This is a genomic window from Nitrincola salilacus, assembly GCF_046271865.1.
GTDB lineage: Bacteria > Pseudomonadota > Gammaproteobacteria > Pseudomonadales > Balneatricaceae > Nitrincola > Nitrincola salilacus.
The window spans coordinates 1,222,477-1,243,064 of the sequence record NZ_CP176580.1; the positions used below are offsets into that span (position 1 = coordinate 1,222,477).

Consider the following 20,588-nt stretch of genomic DNA (forward strand, 5'->3'; position numbering starts at 1 on the left):
GATGGGCTGTATGCTGGCAACGCAGGAGCAGTTGCCAGCTAACTTTTTTTCAGGCGATAGCGCCGTTCCGGGCGTCCTACCGATCCATAGGCCACATCCGCCTCCAGCTCACCGATCGTAACCAGATACTCCAGATAGCGCCGTGCCGTCGTGCGGCTGGTACCGACCTGTTCACCTGCCTGTTCTGCACTCAATGAACTACCCGGTTCTGCCTGAAATACGTGTCGGGTCTTATCCAGCGTCAGCCCATCGATCCCTTTCGGCAGGGTAGGGGTTGAATCACTGCCACCGCCATGGCTGCGGGGCATCAACCCGTCTACCGTACGCTGATCCAGTGATTGCAAGCGTTGCAACTTGTCCAGATGCTGGCGGTAGGCCTCCAGAGTTTTTTCCAGACGATCAAACACCAATGGCTTAAGAATGTAATCGAACACGCCATAACGCAGCGCTTCGGTCAGCGTATCCACCTCTTTGGCTGCGGTGATCAGGATGACATCCACCGCGCTTTGCTGGCTGCGCAGCGCACGCAGCAGTTCCAGACCGTTGCCGAGCGGGAACTGGATATCCAGCAGCAGAAGCTGAGGCTTGAGCACTTCGACCATCTCCTCGGCATCCTGTGTGGAGTGCGCGATACCAACCACCTCGCAGAAGGGAATTCGGCTAACGAAACGGTGCTGGATCTCGGCAATCTGCGGGTCGTCCTCCGCAATCACGATACGTATCTGTGTCATCTTTAACCTAACTCCCTCGGTAGATAAACAGTAAAACGGGTGCCGCAGTCATCACCAGCACTGACGGTGATCTCCCCCCGGAGACGAGTGACAGTGTCGCTGACCAGTTGCAGTCCGATGCCGCGGTTGTGCTCAGCCTTGCTGCTGTAGCCTCGCTCAAAGATCCGGCTGCGATCACTGACCGCAATGCCGGGGCCCTGGTCCTCCACCTCGAACACCAGATCCTGCCCGAGATCTGTCATCGACAGCGAAACCTGCTTGTGGCCGCTCTCCAGATTGGCATCAAAGGCGTTATCGAGCAGATTGCCTATGATTGTCACCAGTTGCTCCGGCACGATATGTCCCGGCAGGGCTTCCATATGACTCTCGGGATCGATCTCGAGGTGCAACCCAAGCTCCTGAGCGCGGTTATACTTGCCCAGAATGCAACCGAGCAATACCGGCTCGGCAACGCTGCGGGTCAGGAACTGAATCAGGCTCTGTTGCTCCTGTGTCTCCTGGCCGATCATCTCCAGTGCTTTATCACTGGCGCCTATCTGGATCAGGCCAGAAATAGTGTGCAGTTTGTTCATATACTCATGCGTCTGACTGCGCAGTGTTTCAGCATATTGGCGCACCTGCGTCAGTTGTTGGCTGATCAGGTCGATCTCATTCTTGCGCCTGAAACTGGATACCGCTCCGATGATTTGATCGCCATTGCGGATCGGAATACGGTTGGCGACCAGTTCCTCCCCGTTGCGGATAATCGGACGGTCATACTCCGGTTCACCCGATACCAGCAACTCCACCAGGCGGCTCTCGGGCAACACATCACGCACCTGGCGGCCAATCTGAGACTGGTCGGGTGGTAAGCCAAGGATGACAAGAGCAGCCCGGTTCATGATGGTGATCACTCCATCGGCATTCACGGCGATGATCCCCTCACGGACCGATTCCAGTGTGGCATTGCGCTCCTCAAACAGGCGTGCAATCTGATGTGGCTCCAGACCATAGATCGCAGCTTTGAAGCGCCGGGCGATCCAGATGGCTGCGAGGATTGAGATCAACAGGATCAGCGTGGATACACTCAGCAGCACATTGCGATAACTGGCCACCGTATCGCGGACACTGTCAGTCAGATAGCCGACCGACACCACACCGATGATCTCACCCTCATCCCCGAATACAGGTGTCTTGCCCCGGATTGACGGTCCCAGACTACCCACGGCTTCAGACACATAGCGCTGGCCATACACCAGCGCCATTTCGTTATCATCTCCCTGCATCGGCTTACCGATTCGATCAGGCACAGGGTGCGCCAGACGTATCCCCTGATGATCCCCGATCGACACAAAAGCGACATCGCTGATCTGCATCAGCTCAGCCACAAATTGATTCAGTGGGGCGCTGTCACGATTGGCCACTGCCTCACGCACCATCGGGATCTGTGCAATCGTTGTCGCCAGATGCAGGGCCCGAATCCCCATCTGCTCCTGCAGCGAATCATTCAGATAGCGCGTGGCAAAACCGCCGGTGACCAGCGTCTGCAGCAGAACCAGAAGGGAGATGAACAGAATAAGGCGAGTGCTGATCTTGAGTTGAGGCATGATGTGGCATGTTATTGTTGTGATTAGATAACGCACAGTTTAGCGCATCTGCTGGCAGGGCATAACCCATGTGGTGTTGGAAGGGAACCACATGGCGCTACCAGTTAAAGTTGTGAATCAGTTGCGCTGCGGGGTCGGGTTGGCTAACTTTAATTTGGTAAAAGGGTGTTCCCCTTTTGCTATGATGGAGCGTTATTCATTAGTTAACGGTGTCTCACGAAAAAGGAGTTTGAGCTACGCTGAGTAGTAGCATGAATACTTAAAACGACTATGTGGGTGAATCTCACTTGATCCAGAAATAGTGTGGGCTCAGCATATGATAGCTGAACCGGAAAACTATTCACCGGGCAAGCCAATTTCTGGTGGGCTAAGCGTTGAGTTTCTAGTATCTGCTAAGCAGGTCTAACCGTGAAGGAAGAATCAATCAATGTGAGCGAGGTGCTCAAAATGTTTGGATGGTTTAAGGAAAGGGCAAAGTTCGCTCATGTGGCTGGGATTTGGTTTGATATAACCAATATAGATACTGGTGATAATGGCCAAGTTGCAGCATACGCATCAAATTTGATGAAAATTTCGCCAATTTCAGCTGAGGATGCATGGTTAACTGCTGTTGTAAATTGGACCAACAATATGCCGTATCGAGAGACGCGAGTACTTCTGGCCAAAGGGGTGACTCATTTTATCGACGATCCTCGCAGTCATCCTTTATTTAGTCATGACGCCAGATCAGCAGCCGCATTTGTTGCTTTTCAAATTTTAGGCCAAGATTCATAGTTCATGGTTGTTGAAATCATTGTTCGAAGAGTTAAATCAGAGCTTTGGTGGTCGTTTGTTGGTAAGCCACTACACCAAGGGGTTTTGAGATTGAGCGCTACCCTTCAGATACAATGTTATAGCGTTAAGGCGTTATAACGCTATAATGATGGTATGTATTTGGTAGTGGAGTAGTGACATGGCAACCTTGTCCAAAAGATCGACGGTTTATTTCGAACCAGCTATTCATCAGGCTTTAAAGATGAAGGCGGCATCTTCGCATGTTTCAGTATCTGAAATCATTGATGAAGCGGTCAGGTTACTGATTTCCGAAGATCAGCAAGATCTCGAAGCTATCGCTGAGCGAAGAGGTGAACCCGAAATGAGCTATGAAGCCTTGATCAATGATTTGAAGGCTCATGGCAAAATATAAGATCATTTTCAAAAAGTCGGTTGCCAAGGATCTTCGAAGCATACCGAACCATGATGTGAAAAAGATTCTTTCAAGGATTGAGGCCTTAGCTGATGATCCAAGAGCAGATGGTTGCATCAAGTTAACGGGCGATGATAAGTATAGAGTCCGGCAAGGTTTGTATCGAGTTGTCTATGAGATCAGAGATGCTGAACTTGTAGTGAGCGTCATCAAAGTCGGGCATCGTTCAAGTATTTATAAAAGCAACTGACTAACGGCAGCGGATCATGAGTAACCTCGGTAAACCAATGTTCTGGCGCGATGATCGCATGCCCCATGTGGAGCTGCGGCTGGTTGAGGACGGGCGTAAGGTTCGTTATGCACCGCACAGCCATACTCAGTGGTCTTTGGGTGCCATCACAGAGGGGGTCAGCACCTTTCTCTACCGTAATGATCAGTTCAAGATCTGTACCGGGACGCTGGTGATGATGAACCCTCACTGGATTCATGCCTGCAACCCTATCGATAACAAGCGCTGGGCCTATCTGATGCTGTATGTCGATACCACATGGTTGACTGATTTGCGCTATGAGGTGGGCTTGCTGGATGCGCGATGCTGGCAGGATATTGCGACGGCAACCATCTTTGATCCTAAGTGGTACGAAGGTTATTGTCGGATGGCAGCGTGCCTGATGGATCCGGAGCGGGAGTTGTTGGATAAGCAGTCGGTTGTAGTTGAATATCTGACTGCCTTGATGTGTGAGTTGGCAGATCAGCCGGCGGAGCCGCTTCCAAAAACTGCGGATAAACTGCAGGCACTGGCAGCCTATCTGAAAAATCATGCCACCGAGGAGTTATCCTTGGACGCGCTTTGTGAGCGATCCGGGTACAGCCCCGGTCATCTGATCCGCGCTTTCAAACAGTATTTCGGCATCACGCCACATGCGTATTTGATCAACTGTCGCATTCAGTTGGGGCAGCAGGAGCTGAAAGGCGGCAAACCGATCGCCGAAGCGGCGCTGGATGCCGGTTTTGCCGATCAGCCCCACTTCCAGCGCACCTTCAAACGACTGCTGGCCGCCACACCGAATCAGTACCGACATTCTTTAATCAATCAGCAGATACACACAACTGGCAGCAAGTAACACCGCCAGGACTCTGTTAATGGAAACCAGCACGATCGGTTGGTGAATAAACCGACGCAGGAAAGCACCAGCGTATACCCAGCAGCTCAGCGACAACCAGCAGATTGGTAGATACAGCGCAGCAAAGATGATGATCTGCTCCAGATTGTCAGCGCTGGTGTAAGCTCCGATGCCTGAGGCAGAGGCGAGCCAGGCCTTGGGGTTGAGCCACTGCATGATGGCGCCGGTCATAAAGCCCGGTGGATTGCGGGTTTCTCCCTCTGGCAGGCGGCCGTCATCACGGAACAGCTGAACACTCAGATAGAGCAGAAATATGACCCCGCCCCAACGCAGAATCTCATTGAATCCCGGCACGACAGTCAGCACTGAGTAAAGCCCCAGGCCGATGGTTATGAACAGGGCGATAAACCCCAGGGTCGCACCAGTCACAAAGATCAGCCCTTGCGAGAGCGGGTATCGCGTGCCGCTGCTCAGGCACACCAGATTAACAGGGCCGGGGGAGATGGATGCGGCAAGGGCAAAGGCCGACATGGGTAAAATCAACGAAAGGGACATGTGGATTCTCATTGTTTGTTGGATGTGGCCCAAGTGTGCAGCAGCGATGAATCGCGGTATTGAACAAAATTGAGGTAGAGCTGATCAGCGATAATAATCTGCTGAAAATGAGTCTATTCATGAATGTTTTGTAGTCGGTAATGGCTGGCTTCGGCTGGTATTTGCAGCGTTGATTGGGTATTATTCCGCTCATGCCGTACCTGGTTTGTACGGCTTTTTTATTTCCAGCATTTATTTGCTTATGTGGCCTGACGTAGGGGCCACCACTAAGATAAGGACTCGATATGCCCGTTATTACTCTGCCCGACGGAAGCTCTCGCAGCTTCGAAAATTCCGTGACTGTTCATGATGTTGCTGCTGATATTGGCACCGGGTTGGCTAAAGCCGCTCTGGCCGGTAAGGTCAATGGCACGCTGGTGGACACCAGTTACACCATCACCGAGGATGTGCAGCTGTCCATCATCACCGCTCGGGATGAAGAGGGGGTGGATGTTATCCGTCACTCCTGCGCACACTTGATGGCGATGGCCGTTCAGGAGCTTTTCCCCGGCGCGCAGGTGACGATCGGTCCTGTTATCGAAAATGGCTTTTTTTATGATTTTGCCTACGAACGCCCATTCACGCCCGAAGATCTGAGTAAGATCGAAGCGAAGATGAATGAGCTGTCAAAGCAGAATCTGGCAGTGTCCCGATCTGTGATGAGCCGCGATGAAGCGATCGCGCTGTTCGAGGATATGGGTGAGAATTACAAGGTTGAGATCATCAATGATATTCCCGGTAATGAGGATCTGTCCTTCTACCGTCAGGGGGATTTCATCGATCTGTGCCGTGGCCCACATGTGCCGGCAACCGGCCATATCAAAGCCTTCAAACTGATGAAGGTGGCGGGTGCATACTGGCGTGGCGACTCCAAAAACGAGATGCTGCAGCGTATCTATGGCACTGCCTGGGGCGATAAAAAAGATCTCAAAGAGTACCTGTTCCGTCTGGAAGAGGCCGAGAAGCGCGATCACCGTAAGCTGGGCAAGACACTGCACCTGTTCCATATGCAGGAAGAAGCACCGGGCATGGTGTTCTGGCATCCCAACGGTTGGATTCTGTATCAGCAGATCGAGCAGTACATGCGTACCAAACTGCGCCGCCATGACTATCAGGAGATCAAGACACCGCAGGTGGTTGAGCGTGCTCTGTGGGAGAAGTCCGGTCATTGGGACAAGTTCCATGAGGAGATGTTTACCACTCACTCCGAACACCGCGATTATGCGATCAAACCGATGAACTGCCCTTGCCATGTGCAGGTGTTCAATCAGGGTTTGCGCTCTTATCGCGATCTGCCGTTGCGTCTGGCTGAATTCGGTTCCTGTCATCGCAATGAGCCATCCGGTGCGTTGCATGGTCTGATGCGTGTGCGTGGCTTTGTGCAGGATGATGCGCATATCTTCTGTTCAGAAAAAGATATTCAGGCTGAGGTCGCGTCGTTTATCAACTTCCTGCATGAAGTGTATGCCGATTTCGGTTTTACCGAAATACTGTACAAACTCTCCACGCGTCCAGAAAAGCGTGTCGGCTCGGATGAAAGCTGGGATAAAGCTGAGGCAGCGCTGAGCGAAGCGCTGGATGCAGCAAAGCTGGAATGGGAGCTGTTGCCGGGTGAAGGTGCTTTTTACGGGCCCAAGATCGAATTTTCTTTAAAAGATTGTCTCGGTCGTGTGTGGCAGTGTGGTACTATACAGGTCGATTTTTCGATGCCCGGTCGTCTGGGTGCGCAGTTTGTCAATGAAGCAGGTGATCGTGAAGTTCCCGTCATGCTGCATCGTGCCATTCTGGGCTCCTTCGAGCGCTTCATCGGTATTCTGATTGAAAACTATGCCGGCGCATTGCCGACCTGGTTGGCACCTGTACAGGTTGCTGTTCTGAATATTACCGATAAGCAGGCCGGTTTCTGTGAAAAAGTGGCAGAAAAACTGGAAGAAGTCGGTTTCCGTGCTCATCTGGACTTGAGAAACGAGAAGATCGGCTTTAAAATCCGCGAGCACACTTTACAGAAAGTCCCCTACCTGCTGGTAGTGGGTGACAAAGAAGTAGAATCTGGATCTGTTGCTGTGCGCACTCGCACAGGCGAAGATCTCGGTGTCCTTAAGGTTGACGAACTGATAGCCAGACTCAAGGCAGATGTCGAACGCAAAGGACGCAGCGAATAAAAACTCTCAGGAGATACAACTATCAGGCGTGAAACTAAACGCGGTGGTCGTGCAGCACTACCGCCAATCAACGAGAATATCCGTGCAACCGAATGCCGATTGATTGGCGCCGATGGTGCACAGGTTGGTGTAGTAACGATTGAAGAGGCGCTTGAGATAGCTCAGGCGGCCGAACTTGATCTGGTTCAGATCTCTGATGCCGATCCCATCGTTTGTAAAGTGATGGATTATGGTAAGCATCAGTATGAACTGAAGAAGAAAGCAAATGAGGCTAAGAAAAAACAGACTCAGATGCAGGTCAAGGAAGTGAAATTCCGTCCCGGGACGGAAGATGGGGATTATCAGGTGAAACTGCGCAACCTGATACGTTTCCTGGAAAGCGGGGACAAGGCCAAAATAACCTTGAGGTTCCGTGGTCGCGAGATGGCACATCAGGAGCTGGGTATGCAGTTGCTCAAACGGATCGAAGCAGATCTCGTTGATTTTGGCACTGTAGAACAGCATCCGAAGATGGAAGGTCGTCAGATGATCATGGTGATCGCCCCGAAAAAGAAATAGTCATGCAGACATGAAAGACTCTCGCGCCTGAAACTTTGGTTTCTGGCACAAGGGTCTTTTTATGCTTCGTGTGGCTTACAACTAAACGAATGCGTGGAGAAAGTTATGCCTAAGATTAAAAGTGTCCGCGGTGCGGCAAAGCGTTTCAAGAAAACTGCCAATGGCATCAAGCACAAGCAGTCCTTTAAGAGTCACATTCTGACCAAGAAGTCTACTAAGCGTAAGCGTCAACTGCGCCCAATGATGCAGGTTCACGATTCTGATGTGAAACTGGTCAAGCGTATGCTGCCAACTCTGTAAGACATGTTGTTCAAGAATTGAGATTAATTTAGGAAGGTAATGCTATGCCTCGCGTAAAACGTGGTGTTGTGGCGCGTCGTCGCCATAAGAAGATTCTGAAACAGGCCAAAGGTTATTATGGTGCACGCAGTCGTGTATTCCGTGTAGCCAAGCAAGCGGTTATCAAAGCTGGTCAGTATGCGTATCGCGACCGTCGCCAACGTAAACGTCAGTTCCGCGCGCTCTGGATTGCACGTATCAACGCTGCAGCCCGTATCAATGGCTTGTCTTACAGCCGTTTCATTGCTGGCCTGAAAAAAGCCAACATTGAAATCGACCGTAAAGTACTGGCTGACCTGGCTGTTCATCAGCAGGCTACGTTTGCAGCAGTGGTAGAAAAAGCCAAAGCTGCACTTGCTTGAGTCACACCCGCCTATTGGTAGGTAATTGATTGAATCAGATAGGGGAAGGGTGCAAGCTCTTCCCCTATTTTTTTGTTTGGAGCCGGAGATGGAAAATCTTGAAAACCTCCTGAGACAGGGCAAGCAGGCGGTTGCAAATACAGACAGTGTAAAAGCACTGGATGATGTACGCGTTCAGTACCTGGGCAAGAAGGGGGAGCTGACACAGCTGCTCAAAGGGCTCGGACAACTCTCGGCCGAAGAGCGGCCCGCTGCCGGTGCCAGAATCAATGAAGCGAAAGATGCGCTGCAGCTGGAGCTTAATGCCCGCCGTGAACAACTTGAGGCAGACGCACTGTCGAGCAAGCTTGCATCAGAGCAGGTAGATGTCACTTTACCGGGTCGTGGGCAGCAACTGGGTGGACTGCACCCCGTCACGCGCACCCTGGAGCGTATTGAGGAGTTCTTCTCCAGCATCGGCTTCAGCATCGCTGAAGGGCCCGAGGTGGAGGATGATTACCACAACTTCGAAGCGCTGAATATTCCGGCCCATCATCCGGCACGTGCGATGCACGACACCTTTTATTTTGATGCCCACACACTGCTGCGTACCCATACCTCACCGGTTCAGGTGCGCACGATGGAAACCAAGCAGCCTCCGATCCGGATCATCTGTCCGGGCCGTGTTTATCGCTGCGACTATGACCAGACTCACTCGCCCATGTTTCATCAGGTAGAAGGGCTGCTGGTCGACAAGAATATCAGTTTTGCCGATCTTAAAGGCACGCTGGAAGAGTTTTTGCGTGAGTTTTTTGAAGAGGATGTGAAGGTGCGTTTTCGTCCCTCTTACTTCCCCTTCACGGAGCCATCGATCGAAGTCGATATCGATCGTGGTGATGGCCGCTGGCTGGAAGTCCTGGGGTGCGGCATGGTGCATCCGAAAGTATTTGAATACTCGGGTATCGATCCCGAAGAGTACACCGGCTTTGCTTTTGGCATGGGCGTTGAGCGTCTGGCGATGCTCCGCTATGGCGTTAACGATCTGCGTCTGTTCTTTGAAAACGATCTGCGTTTTCTCGGGCAGTTTCGTTAAGCCGACCAACATCAGCCATTTGCCGATCAATCAAGTTTTTAGGACAACAGCATGAAATTCAGTGAACAGTGGTTACGTGAACTGGTTCAGCCTGAAATAGGCACCCAGGCGCTGGCCGATCAGCTCAGTCTGGCCGGACTCGAAGTAGACGATGTTGAAGCGGTCGCCGGAAAATTCAGTGGTGTTGTGGTCGCCGAAATTCTCACGGCGGAACCTCACCCCAATGCCGATAAACTGCAGGTGTGTACCGTCAGTGATGGTGAAGCCGAACATCAGGTGGTATGTGGGGCTCCGAATGCCCGTGCCGGTCTGAAAACTGCTTATGCGCGAGTCGGGGCAGAGCTGCCGGGTGATTTCAGAATCAAACGCGCCAAGCTGCGTCAGGTTGAGTCTTTCGGCATGCTCTGTGCCGAGGATGAGCTGGGCCTGTCGGATGATCATGGCGGTATCATGGAGCTGCCGGACACTGCACCTGTCGGTAAGGATCTGCGTGAGTACCTGGATCTGAATGATCATCTGATCGACGTAGATCTGACACCGAACCGTGGCGACTGCCTGAGCATCACCGGTATGGCACGCGAAGTGGGTGTGCTGAACCGCGTTCCGGTCAAGGATGTTGAAGTACCCGCCGTGGCACCGATGATTGATGATCGCTTTTCGATCGAACTTCAGGCACCACAAGCTTGCCCGCGCTATATTGGTCGCGTGATCCGCAATATCCGTCAGGGCGTCAGCACACCTCTGTGGATGCAGGAAAAGCTGCGTCGTTCAGGTGTTCGCAGTATCGATCCGGTTGTAGATGTTACCAACTACGTCCTGCTGGAGCTGGGTCAGCCGATGCATGCCTTTGATCTGGGCAAGCTTGAAGGTGGGATTCGAGTACGCTTGGCTGGGGAAGGTGAATCACTGCGGCTGCTCGACGGTCAGGAAGTTAAACTGACTGCCGAAACGCTGGTGATTGCGGATGGCAACGGTGCGGTGGCAATGGCCGGTATCATGGGTGGAGAACCGACCAGCGTGACTGACTCCACGGTGGATATTTTCCTGGAGAGTGCCTTCTTCCAGCAGTTGTCGATTGTCGGCAGGGCACGTCATTATGGTTTGCATACCGACTCCTCCCATCGCTTTGAGCGTGGTGTCGACTGGCAGCAGCAGCGCAGGGCGATTGAGCGTGCCACGGCACTGCTGCTGGATATCGTTGGTGGTGAGCCGGGCCCTGTGATCGAGGCCGTCAGCGAAGCGGATCTACCCGCAGTGCCACAGGTGCGCCTGCGTCATGATCGTATCACGTCACTGCTGGCGATTGAGCTGCCAACCTCAGAGATTGAGGGCATCCTGACGCGCTTGGGCATGCAGCTGGCGCTGACTGGTGAGCGCGAGTGGACCGTGAAGGTGCCCAGCTATCGTTTCGATATCACCCTTGAGGTGGATCTGATCGAAGAGATCGCACGCGTCTACGGTTATGACAACCTGCCGGTACGTACACCGATTGCACAGTTACCGTTGCCTCCGATAGAGGAAGCACGGGTCAATATCAAGACACTGCGTCGCCATTTGATCAGCCGTGGCTATCAGGAAGCGATCACTTACAGCTTTATTGAGCCGGGTTTGTCTGAGCTGTTTGATCCTGTGCATAAACCCCTGGCTCTGGCTAACCCTATCTCTGCTGAAATGGCCGTGATGCGCACAACGCTCTGGCCGGGTCTGGTCAAGGCAGTTGCCTACAACCAGAATCGTCAGCAGTCACGTGTGCGCATGTTCGAAAGTGGGCAGCGTTTCCTTCAGTTGGCAGATGGTCTGTTGCAGGAAGATGTGATTGCCGGTGTTGTGACCGGGCTGCGTGATCCTGAAGGTTGGACGGGTAGCAAGGACAAGATCGACTTCTTTGATGCCAAAGGCGATGTTGAGAGCCTGCTGAAACTGGGTGGCAGTGCTGAGTCCTTCACCTTTGTGGCGGGTCAGCATCCTGCACTCCATCCGGGTCAGACGGCGCGTATCGAACGCGATGGTCAGGTTATTGGTTATCTCGGTGCGATCCATCCGCAGTTGTTGAGCAAGCTGGAGCTCAACGGGCCAGTGTATCTGTTTGAATTGTCATTGGCAGCTGTGGCAGGTGGTAAGCTGCCCCGTTTCGCACCTTTGTCACGTTTTCCTGAGTCACGTCGTGATCTGTCGTTGCTGGTTGATCAGAAAATCAGCTTCGATGCGATTCGTGAAGTGGTGCTGGAATCGGCAGGGGAATACCTGACCCAGGTCACGTTATTTGACTTATATCAGGGCCAAGGTATTGAACAGGGTAGAAAAAGTCTTGCTTTGGGCTTGACCTGGCAGCATCCTTCACGCACTCTTAATGATGAAGAAATAAACAACGCTGTCAGTGAGGTTGTTTCGGCACTGACGACTCATTGTGGTGCATCGTTAAGAGAATAAAGACAGGGTGATTGTCATGAGCTCTTTGACTAAAGCGGAAATGGCCGAGCGTTTGTTTGAAGAACTTGGTCTGAATAAGCGTGAAGCAAAAGAAATGGTGGAATCTTTCTTTGATGAGATTCGCCACTGTCTGGCGTCAAACGAGCAAGTCAAACTCTCGGGGTTTGGGAATTTTGACCTGCGTGACAAGCGTCAGCGTCCGGGTCGGAATCCCAAAACCGGCGAAGAGGTGCCGATCTCTGCACGACGGGTGGTTACGTTCAGGCCAGGGCAGAAATTGAAGGAGCGAGTCGATAGCTATGTCGGAAACCGGAGTGAAGAGTCCTGATCTGGAGCCGATCCCCGGTAAACGCTACTTCACGATCGGTGAAGCGTCCAAACTCTGTGACCTGAAGCCGCATGTATTGCGGTACTGGGAGCAGGAGTTTGATCAGATCAAGCCTGTGAAGCGCAACAACCGTCGCTATTATCAGCGCAATGATCTGTTGCTGATCAGGCAGATCAGAGGCTTGCTCTATGAACAGGGCTTTACCATCACAGGAGCAAGACAATGGCTCAGTGGTGATAATGCCGGTGATGATTCAGCTCGCTACCGTCAGTTGATTCGTCAGACCATCAATGAGCTAGAAGATCTTCTCAAAGTGCTCAAGGCAGCAAAATAATATGACAAACCCCGGCTAGCCGGGGTTTTGTGTTTCAGAGCTTTGTCTTCATTGGCTTGGCTGAATGAAATCACTCCTCTTGCCATGTCTGTTCTGAGTCATGAAGTTGATCAGGCAGAGTATTTTCAAAAAACATCACAGAAAGCTTCACAGACTCAATCAGTTAATGTAATATTTCGGCTCTCTTGAGAAAGCAATCTTCTCGGAGACAGTCGGGGCGTAGCGCAGCCTGGTAGCGCACTTGCATGGGGTGCAAGGGGTCGCAGGTTCAAATCCTGCCGTCCCGACCAATTTTTATCATATCTTTCAATAGCTTAAAATAGTGACTCTGTATTTTCGCCTGATTTATCCAACTCTGTATTTTTCACGATCCTCTTTGCTCAATTGATACCACTGAATGTATAGGCCCCAGTGCCTGGCTGGGATCTGATCGTATCTCTTCGGCACCTCATCCTTAATTTTGAGGAAGTCCGGACCCATCCATGTATCCACATGGCATAGTTGGTCAGCAACACCTGACGGAATGGTCCATCTGTTTCTCCGATTTTTCACCAGAACTTCTTCACCGCTTGACCATGCGCCCTGACTTTCTGACAGTTCGACTGCTATCCTACTGGCAACGGATTCATCATCAATAAAATGCAATGGCCAAGTGTTGTAGCAATGTCCCTTGCGGCGGTTTTTTTGATAAACGGAGTAAAGTAAATGTCGCGTGAAGTGATTGTTCTAGGTGCCGGTATGGTTGGCGTATCAGCGGCATGGCATCTGCAGGAGAGAGGCTATAGTGTCACGCTGGTGGATCGTCAGATGCCTGGGCGTGAGACCTCTTTCGGTAATGCCGGGATCATCCAGCGTGAAGCGGTTCGTCCCTATCCTTTTCCGCGTGATCTTGCCACGTTATTGAGGGTGTTGCCTAATCGTCAGGTGGATATCCGATACCGGCCAGGTGGTATGCTTCAAGCAGCCGGGCCGCTTTTTCGTTACTGGATGAACTCATCGCCGTCGCGTTATGCGCGGATTGTACCTGAATATGCGGCACTGATCGCCCGTTCGCTGGATGAGCATGCATCGATGATCCAGCAGGCTCAGGCGGAGGATCTGATTCGTAAGGAGGGCTATTTCGAGATATTCAGAACGGCCAAGGCGATGGATGCCGAGTGCCGACGGGCAGAGGGCGATCGCGATCACTATGGGGTGGAGTACCGTGTGCTCAATAGCACCGAGCTGGCTGCAGCCGAGCCAAACTTCACACACGGGCTTGCCGGGGCTATCCACTGGACGCAGCCTTGGACTGTGGTTGATCCGGGCGCGCTGGTAGCTACCTACGCTGAGGGCTTTGTCGCGCGCGGTGGACGTTTTGTGCAAGCCACACTAAAGGGGTTATCACGTCAGGGACAGCAGTGGCAGGTGAACACTGATAGTGAGTCTCTGTCGGCTGAGCTGGTTGTACTGGCGATGGGGCCCTGGTCTGCTCACTGGCTGGCGACACAGAGGCTCTCCGTGCCACTGTTTGTCAAACGCGGTTATCACATGCATTACAGCACCAGTGACGCAGCGAAGCTGAATCACTGGGTCATGGACGCAGAGGTGGGTTATCTGCTGGCACCGATGCGTGCAGGAATCCGTCTGACGACTGGTGCAGAGTTATCCGGGCAGGAGTCTTCACCCCGTTATCAGCAACTGGCTGCTGCTGAAGCTGTGGCTCGTCAGCTGTTTCCACTGGGGGAGCGGCTTGATGCCGAGCCCTGGAAAGGTGGCCGTCCCTGCACACCGGATATGAAACCGGTAATAGGGCCTGCACCAGGGCAACCAGGCTTGTGGTTAGGATTCGGGCATGGCCACCAAGGCTTCACCATGGGACCGATCACCGGTAAGTTGCTCGGCCAGATGATCGATGGTGAGGCGCCCGATGTGGATATGACGCCTTACAGAGCTGACCGCTTTTAATCTGTTATCTACCCGCTCCTACTTAACAGCAAAGAGGCAACCTCGACAAAGCCAAATCCACCTTCGTGCTGTGTGATATAACGCGGCGGTGTGGATAGCTTATTCAGGCAGTGTCGGATGTTCGCGACACCAAATGTTAATGTCAGTTGGTCAAACATGGCGGCATCATTGGCGGAGTCGCCGATAAAGGCGCTCTGTTGCAAATATTGCTCGTGCTCTATGCCCTGAGTGCGTAGCCAGGCGAAGGTGGTTGAGGCTTTGTCATAACCCCCTCGCCAGGCATTGATGTGGATGGAACTGACGCGTGCATTTAGCCCTGCTTCGACCAGATCGCCTCGCAGTATTTCAACTTCTTCAGGTGTATTGTGGTGCTGCTGGTGTATATCCAGAGCGATATCGGTTTCACGATAGGCTTGGTCAGCGGTTGCTCGGGCAAAAGGATACCGCTCTAGCAGTTGCTGCTGAATCGCGAGCAGATTCTGATACTGCTGTCGGCGTATCGACTCTTCCAACATGTAGTGTGTATCTACGTGTCCCTGTGCGTTTTTTTGCATCCAGAAAGCGCCATTTTCACCTATCACAGCAGCTACAGGCCAGGTACGCACCATACAGTCGCACCAGCCTGCGCAGGCCCCTGTCACCGGTATCACCTGAATACTAGCCTCCTGCAGCTGTTCAAGTGCCTGCAAGGTCTGGCTTGGCAGTTTTCCTTGCCAGGTCAGGGTGTCGTCCACATCGGTAAATAGATATCGAACTTTTTGTTCCAGTCGTTCAGGCAAGTCTGATGGCATACTGGTGAAAGAGTGTGCGGCTTCAAACCGGTTCATGGATGGATGGCTCCAGCGTAACAAGCAGAGGTTGATGGTCTGACAGGTCGGTATGGGTATCCACCGTCAGGTGAGTGGCACCAAGTTGACGCAGCCAGATGTAGTCACGACAGTGAGGACCCTGAGGCCATTGAACATGATCATGAATGCCGCAGGTGGCGGTATGTGGCTGATTTGGGTGGCATTGACGAAAGGCGTCCTGCCATCCATGATGCTCCAGCCAGTGATATTGCTCGCTACGACTGTCGAGATTCAGGTCACCACACAGGAGTGTGGCGCGGGTTGCAAACGGCTGACTGTAGATACCCTGTCCGACGGGTGCAGTGTGAGTAGCCTGCTGTTCCTTTGCTTGGCAGTAGTGCTGCAGGTAGTTCAACTGGGCAAAACGCTCATTCGCATCATGGTAAGCCAGATGGGTGTTAAGAATACGGATTGGTCCATGCCATTCAACGACAGTTTCGATTGCAGAGCGTGGTGTCTGCAGGTCCTTTGCCGAAGTGAGCTCACCTTGTATCGGCAATACGTGTATCCGTTGATCCAGCAGTGGCAGTCTTACCAGTGTGAGATTGCCGAACTCACATCTTTGATCGGGTGCGGCTCCGGGCCAACTGAGCGCAGGGCCCCAGATTGGGGTGTAATCACTGAAGGCAGCACAGATTAGAGCCAGTTGGTCGGGCTGTGTCGGGCAGACATACTCATTGAAGTATCGTGCTACTTCTTGCAGGCAGATTACATCTGGTTGTTCGCCAGCTTGAATATGGGCGATGGTTCGATCCAGTGAGATTTTGCCATCACAGCCCCGACCACTCTGAATATTCCAGGTTAACAGGCGTAATTGTGAGTTCATAATTACTTGAGTCCTGCATGCATGAATGATTGCAAGAAGCGTCTCTGGAAGATCAGAAACACGATCAGCAAGGGGCCGACAGCAATCAGGGTTCCGGCGCAGATAACCGGCCAGTCTACCCCGGATTCAGGTGCGCCGAAAATTGCCATGCCTACCGTCAAAGGGCGACTGTTAGTGGTATTCGTTACTACCAGAGGCCAGAGGAAGTTGTTCCAGTGATGGCTGACAGAGACCAGTCCATAGGCTAGATAGGTGGGTTTGGCCAGTGGCACATAAACCTTCCAGAGTACACCGAGCCAACTGCAGCCTTCTAGCCTTGCTGCGTCCTCAAGTTCTTGTGGCACGGTTCGAAAGATCTGACGCAACAGAAAAATACCAAAAGCACTGGCCATGTAGGGTAAGCCAACCCCGATCCAGGTATCGATCAGATCAAGTCGTGCCAGAGTGCGGTAGTTCTCAACGATTAGTATTTCCGGCACGATCATCAGCTGCAGCAGCACCAGTGCAAACACCAGACTACGCCCTTTGAATGGCATTCTGGCCAGCGTATAACCGGCCAGAGTGCAGAGGATCAGCTGAAAGGTCAGAATCAGCCCGGTGATGATCAGTGTATTGAGCATGTAGCGCATAAATGGAGCCTGCTGCCAGGCCGTGACAAAGTGTTCAAGTGTCAAAGGCGCAAGCAGATCAAACCGGGTGGCATATTCAGCCGGATGGAACGCGGCCCAGAAAGCGTAGAGCAGGGGAAAGATCCACAGGATTCCGAGAGTCCAGGCAGCGGTGAATGACAGGATTCGAGTCAGCCTTTGCATATAAAGTGTCTCAACGGTAGTGAACACGTCGTTCGATCAATAAAAACTGCACTAATGCCAACAGGGTCAGCAGCAGAAGCAGTACCAGGGTCAATGCAGCAGCGTAGTTACTGTCGAAGAAACCGAAAGCGTTTTCATAGATGTAGTAGAGCATCAGGTTGGTGGCGTTGTTGGGCCCGCCTTTGGTCAGGATGAACAGATGATCCACCAGCTTGAAGGCATTCAGCACAGCATTGACCAGTACAAAGAGCGTGGTTGGCATCAACAGTGGCAGTGTGATCCGCCGGAAGATATGCCAGGGACTGGCGTTTTCAATGGCGGCAGCTGCGTAAATATCCTTGTTAAGACTTTGCAGTGCAGCCAGATAAAATATCATGAAGAAACCGGCTTCTTTCCAGATAGTCATCAACATCAGACTAAACAGTGCCCAGTTCGGATCACCCAGCCAATTGATGCCTGAAAGCCCGATGCCACCGAGCATCTTGTTGAACAGCCCGATCTCAGGGGTATAGAAAAATAACCAGATATTGGCGACGGCAATCATCGGTAGCATGGTGGGCGTAAAATAGGCCAAGCGTAATGCAGCACGGCCTTTGATCTTGCTGTTCACCCAGAGAGCCATGGCTAGCGCCAGAGCGATGGATGTCGGTACGGTACCGATGGCGTACCAGAGATTGTTGGATAACGTTTTCCAGAATACGGCGTCGTCCAGCAGCATCCGGTAGTTTTCCAGCCCGGCAAACTCGGAAGAATGTTTGCCACGCGCGGGAAAAAACAATGAGTGCCACAGGGTCGTCAGAGCCGGTATATGGGTGAATGCCAGCAGCATCAGTAGTGCAGGAAGCAGCATCAGCCAAGCATACAGTTGATTGAGACGGATCATTTTACAACCTTGTTCAGACGGTGCAGAGCGGGTGGCTCCTCAGAGGGCCACCCAGTTTAGACAATCGTGATATCTATAGTGAGAACAATCGTGAGATCAATAGCGAGCCAGTATGCGCTGAGCCTGACTCTGAGCAGCATCCAGCGCGTCTTGCGCGCTTTGCTGGCCTGTCAGGACAGACTGGATAGCGTCATCCAGAAGCTTGCGGATGCGCCCTGACTCATGTGTTGACAGCTCAGCAGTGGCATAGGCCAACTGATCACGTGCGACTGCTGCAGGTGGGAATGTCTTCACATACTCTTGCAGCGCTTCGGTTTCATAAGATGCCTGGCTGACGCCCATGTAGCCGGTGGCGATACTCCAATGCGCTGCCTGATCGGGCGCAGTCATGAAGCGTACCAGTTTCAGTGCAGCTCGCCGCTCTTCATCTGTGGCGTCCTTGAACAGGTAGAAGTTGCCACCGCCAGTAGGTGAGCCGAAACGCTTGTTGGCTGGAAGCATGGCTACGCCGAAATCAAAGTCGGCGCTGTCTTTTACCGCAGTCAGATTGCCGGTTGAGTGCCACATAATGGCAGTTTTCTGCTCCAGAAAGTTCTGGCGCAGCGTGCCCCAGTCGATCATTCCTTGTGGCATTACAGCATATTTACCACTGAGATCCTGCCAGTAAGTCAGTGCTTCAATTACGCCGGGATTGTTGAAATAGGTTTCATTACCTTCGCTGTTCATCAGTACTTGATCGTTCTGCATCGCTATAGCGCCGAACATCCAGTAGGGATAGCCGGTAGAGGGGATCATCGCACCCCAGCGCTCAACCTCGCCATTGGAGCTTGTTTTCACCAGTTTCTGCCCCATTTCAGCGAGTTGATCCCAGCTTTGTGGTGGCTGTTCAGGATCCAGACCAGCATCACGGAACGCGTCTTTGTTGTAATACATCACAATGGTGGAGCGCTGGAAGGGGATGCCCCAGACCTGCTCATCCACGACACCATTTTCCATCAATGCCGGATAGAAACTGTTCAGCCACTCGCGCTCCTCATCTGATTCGACCACATCATCAAAGGGCACTATGGCATCGATTCCCATCAACTCATGAACATCAATAGAGAAGAGAACAGACAGCTGAGCCGGCTGTCCACTGTTCAGCGCTGCAAGAGCCTTTACGCGAGTATCATTGTAGTTGCCTGCATAGATGGCATTGACCTTGATATCCGGGTGTTGCTGTTCAAAATTGCTGATCATGCCATCAACCACATCGGTCAAGGGACCGCCCACTGAAACGGGGTAGTACATGGTCAACTCAGTCTGAGCCTGAGCGGCAGTCGCGATGGCCAGCGAGGTCAGCCCCGTGGCCAGCATACGTTTAGTGCTGCTTAACATGTTGTAACTCCTTATGCATTAGAGTGTTTGATTCGACGTTTTTTCGATGTTGCTTTTGTTGTGCTTGAGCTCTGATAGTGCAGCTTGAGTAGTACCCGGAAGCCGCCGACCATCTGCTGGACTGAAGCTGTGTTGATGCTCGACAGCCCATTGCAGATGAAGGCGCTGTTGTGAGGGGAGAATCTGATGACCGGGAAGTCGCAGTTTGATGGTCTGCATTGCGCTTGCTGGTAATGCCGCATCAATAATGGTGTCAGCACCATGGTAATCACAGCGGATCACGTCAGCAGCGATGCCCTGGTCAGTCAGTTGAATATGTTCTGGTCGGACACCGATAATCTGATCCGTCTGATTCAGCAGGTTCATCGGTGGATTACCGATGAAGCGGGCAGCGAAAGTCGTTTCCGGCGTTTGATACAGTTGGTTTGGGTTACCACACTGTGCAACTTCGCCCTGATTGAGCAGAATGATTCGATCCGCCATGCTCATAGCTTCCACTTGATCATGCGTAACATAAAGCACGGTCATTTCCAGGCGCTGTTGCAGGGCTCGCAACTCTGCACGCATCTCATTGCGTAGCTTTGCATCCAGGTTGGACAGGGGTTCATCCATCAGACAAAGCGGCGCTTCAGCAACGATGGCACGTGCCAAGGCAACGCGCTGACACTGTCCGCCGGAAAGTTGGGAGGGTTTCTTATCCAGTTGATCCCTGAGGTTGACCAGTGTCGTGACCTGCTTTAAGCGTTGATCTCGCTCAAGCGCACCCATGCCACGTGCCTTGAGGCCAAACACGATATTCTCAGCCACGCTGAGGTGTGGAAAAAGCGCGTAGGATTGAAACACCATTGCAAGCCCGCGTTTGCCGGGTGGCAGGTGGGTGATGTCACGGCCATTCAGCATTATCGTTCCGGATGAGGGAGTCTCCAGACCGGCAATCATTTTAAGCGTGGTCGATTTGCCGCATCCTGATGGGCCCAGCAGAGCAACAAACTCACCCTGCGCTATTTCAAAACTGATATCCTTCACTGCAATGGTTTCATCCCATTGCTTGCGAAGCTGGTGTACTTCCAACTGACTCATCGGTGACTC

General features: G+C 52.4%; 22 protein-coding genes and 1 tRNA gene. 14 read left to right on the forward strand and 9 right to left on the reverse strand.

All coding sequences use genetic code 11. The features are described from left to right. Positions 1 to 38: 38 nt before the first annotated feature. On the reverse strand, positions 39 to 731 hold the full coding sequence (locus tag ACK3CJ_RS05695) for a response regulator (RefSeq protein WP_409525469.1): 693 nt from the start codon (positions 729 to 731) through the stop codon (positions 39 to 41). A gap of 2 nt (positions 732 to 733) precedes the next feature. Then, positions 734 to 2,317: an ATP-binding protein gene (locus tag ACK3CJ_RS05700; protein ID WP_409525470.1), complete on the reverse strand. Its 1,584-nt coding sequence runs from the start codon at positions 2,315 to 2,317 to the stop codon at positions 734 to 736. A 408-nt stretch (positions 2,318 to 2,725) separates the two neighbouring features. On the opposite strand from ACK3CJ_RS05700, the gene ACK3CJ_RS05705 reads away from it, so the two are divergent. The 4 genes from ACK3CJ_RS05705 (at position 2,726) to ACK3CJ_RS05720 (ending at position 4,627) form a co-directional block, all read left to right on the forward strand. Continuing rightward, positions 2,726 to 3,091: a hypothetical protein gene (locus ACK3CJ_RS05705; protein ID WP_409525471.1), complete on the forward strand. Its 366-nt coding sequence runs from the start codon at positions 2,726 to 2,728 to the stop codon at positions 3,089 to 3,091. Positions 3,092 to 3,269: 178 nt separating this feature from the next. Beyond that, positions 3,270 to 3,503, forward strand: coding sequence for a hypothetical protein (locus ACK3CJ_RS05710; RefSeq protein WP_409525472.1), 234 nt, complete (start codon positions 3,270 to 3,272; stop codon positions 3,501 to 3,503). Beyond that, positions 3,490 to 3,753 carry a type II toxin-antitoxin system RelE family toxin gene (locus tag ACK3CJ_RS05715; RefSeq protein WP_409525473.1) on the forward strand — a complete coding sequence of 88 codons (264 nt, stop codon included), beginning with the start codon at positions 3,490 to 3,492 and terminating at the stop codon, positions 3,751 to 3,753. The genes ACK3CJ_RS05710 and ACK3CJ_RS05715 overlap by 14 nt, the downstream gene beginning before the upstream one ends. A 16-nt stretch (positions 3,754 to 3,769) precedes the next feature. Then, positions 3,770 to 4,627 (forward strand): helix-turn-helix domain-containing protein, encoded by an 858-nt coding sequence (locus tag ACK3CJ_RS05720; RefSeq protein ID WP_409525474.1) that lies wholly within the window; start codon positions 3,770 to 3,772, stop codon positions 4,625 to 4,627. Here the strand turns inward: ACK3CJ_RS05720 and ACK3CJ_RS05725 are convergent. Continuing rightward, the gene (locus ACK3CJ_RS05725) at positions 4,589 to 5,182 is read right to left on the reverse strand and encodes a LysE family translocator (protein ID WP_409525475.1); all 594 of its coding nucleotides are present in this window, start codon (positions 5,180 to 5,182) and stop codon (positions 4,589 to 4,591) included. The two genes, ACK3CJ_RS05720 and ACK3CJ_RS05725, sit on opposite strands and share 39 nt — an antisense overlap. A gap of 284 nt (positions 5,183 to 5,466) precedes the next feature. Here ACK3CJ_RS05725 and thrS point away from each other — a divergent pair, with 284 nt between their 5' ends. The 10 genes from thrS to ACK3CJ_RS05775 all read left to right on the forward strand — a co-directional run bounded on the left by thrS (position 5,467) and on the right by ACK3CJ_RS05775 (position 14,753). Further along, positions 5,467 to 7,383, forward strand: a complete 1,917-nt coding sequence (gene thrS / locus ACK3CJ_RS05730) for a threonine--tRNA ligase (RefSeq protein WP_409525476.1) — start codon at positions 5,467 to 5,469, stop codon at positions 7,381 to 7,383. A gap of 21 nt (positions 7,384 to 7,404) precedes the next feature. Further along, positions 7,405 to 7,941, forward strand: coding sequence for a translation initiation factor IF-3 (gene infC, locus ACK3CJ_RS05735; RefSeq protein ID WP_409526554.1), 537 nt, complete (start codon positions 7,405 to 7,407; stop codon positions 7,939 to 7,941). A gap of 105 nt (positions 7,942 to 8,046) precedes the next feature. Further along, entirely contained in the window at positions 8,047 to 8,241 is a 195-nt protein-coding gene (gene rpmI / locus ACK3CJ_RS05740) for a 50S ribosomal protein L35 (RefSeq protein WP_409525477.1), read from the forward strand. A gap of 44 nt (positions 8,242 to 8,285) precedes the next feature. Further along, positions 8,286 to 8,642, forward strand: coding sequence for a 50S ribosomal protein L20 (rplT, locus tag ACK3CJ_RS05745; RefSeq protein WP_151704184.1), 357 nt, complete (start codon positions 8,286 to 8,288; stop codon positions 8,640 to 8,642). A gap of 88 nt (positions 8,643 to 8,730) precedes the next feature. Beyond that, positions 8,731 to 9,714: a phenylalanine--tRNA ligase subunit alpha gene (gene pheS / locus ACK3CJ_RS05750; RefSeq protein ID WP_409525478.1), complete on the forward strand. Its 984-nt coding sequence runs from the start codon at positions 8,731 to 8,733 to the stop codon at positions 9,712 to 9,714. A 51-nt stretch (positions 9,715 to 9,765) separates the two neighbouring features. Then, on the forward strand, positions 9,766 to 12,144 hold the full coding sequence (gene pheT / locus ACK3CJ_RS05755; protein ID WP_409525480.1) for a phenylalanine--tRNA ligase subunit beta: 2,379 nt from the start codon (positions 9,766 to 9,768) through the stop codon (positions 12,142 to 12,144). Between the two features lie 16 nt (positions 12,145 to 12,160). Continuing rightward, the gene (gene ihfA / locus ACK3CJ_RS05760) at positions 12,161 to 12,472 is read left to right on the forward strand and encodes an integration host factor subunit alpha (RefSeq protein WP_151704187.1); all 312 of its coding nucleotides are present in this window, start codon (positions 12,161 to 12,163) and stop codon (positions 12,470 to 12,472) included. Then, positions 12,444 to 12,806: a MerR family transcriptional regulator gene (locus tag ACK3CJ_RS05765; RefSeq protein ID WP_409525482.1), complete on the forward strand. Its 363-nt coding sequence runs from the start codon at positions 12,444 to 12,446 to the stop codon at positions 12,804 to 12,806. Before ihfA ends, ACK3CJ_RS05765 begins: the two co-directional genes overlap by 29 nt. A gap of 213 nt (positions 12,807 to 13,019) precedes the next feature. Then, positions 13,020 to 13,096: transfer RNA gene (locus tag ACK3CJ_RS05770), tRNA-Pro, on the forward strand. 415 nt (positions 13,097 to 13,511) lie between these two features. Beyond that, entirely contained in the window at positions 13,512 to 14,753 is a 1,242-nt protein-coding gene (locus tag ACK3CJ_RS05775; RefSeq protein ID WP_409525483.1) for an NAD(P)/FAD-dependent oxidoreductase, read from the forward strand. Between the two features lie 8 nt (positions 14,754 to 14,761). On the opposite strand, the gene ACK3CJ_RS05780 is transcribed toward ACK3CJ_RS05775, so the two are convergent. The 6 genes from ACK3CJ_RS05780 to ACK3CJ_RS05805 all read right to left on the reverse strand — a co-directional run bounded on the left by ACK3CJ_RS05780 (position 14,762) and on the right by ACK3CJ_RS05805 (position 20,579). Then, a complete protein-coding gene (locus tag ACK3CJ_RS05780; RefSeq protein WP_409525484.1) occupies positions 14,762 to 15,580 on the reverse strand; it encodes an HAD-IIB family hydrolase in 819 nt (272 codons plus the stop codon). Continuing rightward, positions 15,567 to 16,427 carry an endonuclease/exonuclease/phosphatase family protein gene (locus tag ACK3CJ_RS05785; protein ID WP_409525485.1) on the reverse strand — a complete coding sequence of 287 codons (861 nt, stop codon included), beginning with the start codon at positions 16,425 to 16,427 and terminating at the stop codon, positions 15,567 to 15,569. Before ACK3CJ_RS05785 ends, ACK3CJ_RS05780 begins: the two co-directional genes overlap by 14 nt. A 2-nt stretch (positions 16,428 to 16,429) precedes the next feature. Beyond that, positions 16,430 to 17,239 (reverse strand): carbohydrate ABC transporter permease, encoded by an 810-nt coding sequence (locus tag ACK3CJ_RS05790; protein ID WP_409525486.1) that lies wholly within the window; start codon positions 17,237 to 17,239, stop codon positions 16,430 to 16,432. 10 nt (positions 17,240 to 17,249) lie between these two features. Beyond that, positions 17,250 to 18,122 (reverse strand): carbohydrate ABC transporter permease, encoded by an 873-nt coding sequence (locus ACK3CJ_RS05795; protein ID WP_409525487.1) that lies wholly within the window; start codon positions 18,120 to 18,122, stop codon positions 17,250 to 17,252. A gap of 96 nt (positions 18,123 to 18,218) precedes the next feature. Next, a complete protein-coding gene (locus ACK3CJ_RS05800; RefSeq protein ID WP_409525489.1) occupies positions 18,219 to 19,499 on the reverse strand; it encodes an ABC transporter substrate-binding protein in 1,281 nt (426 codons plus the stop codon). An 18-nt stretch (positions 19,500 to 19,517) separates the two neighbouring features. Beyond that, the gene (locus ACK3CJ_RS05805) at positions 19,518 to 20,579 is read right to left on the reverse strand and encodes an ABC transporter ATP-binding protein (protein ID WP_409525490.1); all 1,062 of its coding nucleotides are present in this window, start codon (positions 20,577 to 20,579) and stop codon (positions 19,518 to 19,520) included. Between the last annotated feature and the right edge of the window lie 9 nt (positions 20,580 to 20,588).

Coding starts and splice junctions, on each gene's coding strand:
- ACK3CJ_RS05695 (WP_409525469.1), bottom strand. CDS start 731: ATGACACAGATACGTATCGTGATTGCGGAGGACGACCCGCAGATTGCC.
- ACK3CJ_RS05700 (WP_409525470.1), bottom strand. CDS start 2,317: ATGCCTCAACTCAAGATCAGCACTCGCCTTATTCTGTTCATCTCCCTT.
- ACK3CJ_RS05710 (WP_409525472.1), top strand. CDS start 3,270: ATGGCAACCTTGTCCAAAAGATCGACGGTTTATTTCGAACCAGCTATT.
- ACK3CJ_RS05715 (WP_409525473.1), top strand. CDS start 3,490: ATGGCAAAATATAAGATCATTTTCAAAAAGTCGGTTGCCAAGGATCTT.
- ACK3CJ_RS05720 (WP_409525474.1), top strand. CDS start 3,770: ATGAGTAACCTCGGTAAACCAATGTTCTGGCGCGATGATCGCATGCCC.
- ACK3CJ_RS05725 (WP_409525475.1), bottom strand. CDS start 5,182: ATGTCCCTTTCGTTGATTTTACCCATGTCGGCCTTTGCCCTTGCCGCA.
- thrS (WP_409525476.1), top strand. CDS start 5,467: ATGCCCGTTATTACTCTGCCCGACGGAAGCTCTCGCAGCTTCGAAAAT.
- rpmI (WP_409525477.1), top strand. CDS start 8,047: ATGCCTAAGATTAAAAGTGTCCGCGGTGCGGCAAAGCGTTTCAAGAAA.
- rplT (WP_151704184.1), top strand. CDS start 8,286: ATGCCTCGCGTAAAACGTGGTGTTGTGGCGCGTCGTCGCCATAAGAAG.
- pheS (WP_409525478.1), top strand. CDS start 8,731: ATGGAAAATCTTGAAAACCTCCTGAGACAGGGCAAGCAGGCGGTTGCA.
- pheT (WP_409525480.1), top strand. CDS start 9,766: ATGAAATTCAGTGAACAGTGGTTACGTGAACTGGTTCAGCCTGAAATA.
- ihfA (WP_151704187.1), top strand. CDS start 12,161: ATGAGCTCTTTGACTAAAGCGGAAATGGCCGAGCGTTTGTTTGAAGAA.
- ACK3CJ_RS05765 (WP_409525482.1), top strand. CDS start 12,444: ATGTCGGAAACCGGAGTGAAGAGTCCTGATCTGGAGCCGATCCCCGGT.
- ACK3CJ_RS05775 (WP_409525483.1), top strand. CDS start 13,512: ATGTCGCGTGAAGTGATTGTTCTAGGTGCCGGTATGGTTGGCGTATCA.
- ACK3CJ_RS05780 (WP_409525484.1), bottom strand. CDS start 15,580: ATGAACCGGTTTGAAGCCGCACACTCTTTCACCAGTATGCCATCAGAC.
- ACK3CJ_RS05785 (WP_409525485.1), bottom strand. CDS start 16,427: ATGAACTCACAATTACGCCTGTTAACCTGGAATATTCAGAGTGGTCGG.
- ACK3CJ_RS05790 (WP_409525486.1), bottom strand. CDS start 17,239: ATGCAAAGGCTGACTCGAATCCTGTCATTCACCGCTGCCTGGACTCTC.
- ACK3CJ_RS05795 (WP_409525487.1), bottom strand. CDS start 18,122: ATGATCCGTCTCAATCAACTGTATGCTTGGCTGATGCTGCTTCCTGCA.
- ACK3CJ_RS05800 (WP_409525489.1), bottom strand. CDS start 19,499: ATGTTAAGCAGCACTAAACGTATGCTGGCCACGGGGCTGACCTCGCTG.
- ACK3CJ_RS05805 (WP_409525490.1), bottom strand. CDS start 20,579: ATGAGTCAGTTGGAAGTACACCAGCTTCGCAAGCAATGGGATGAAACC.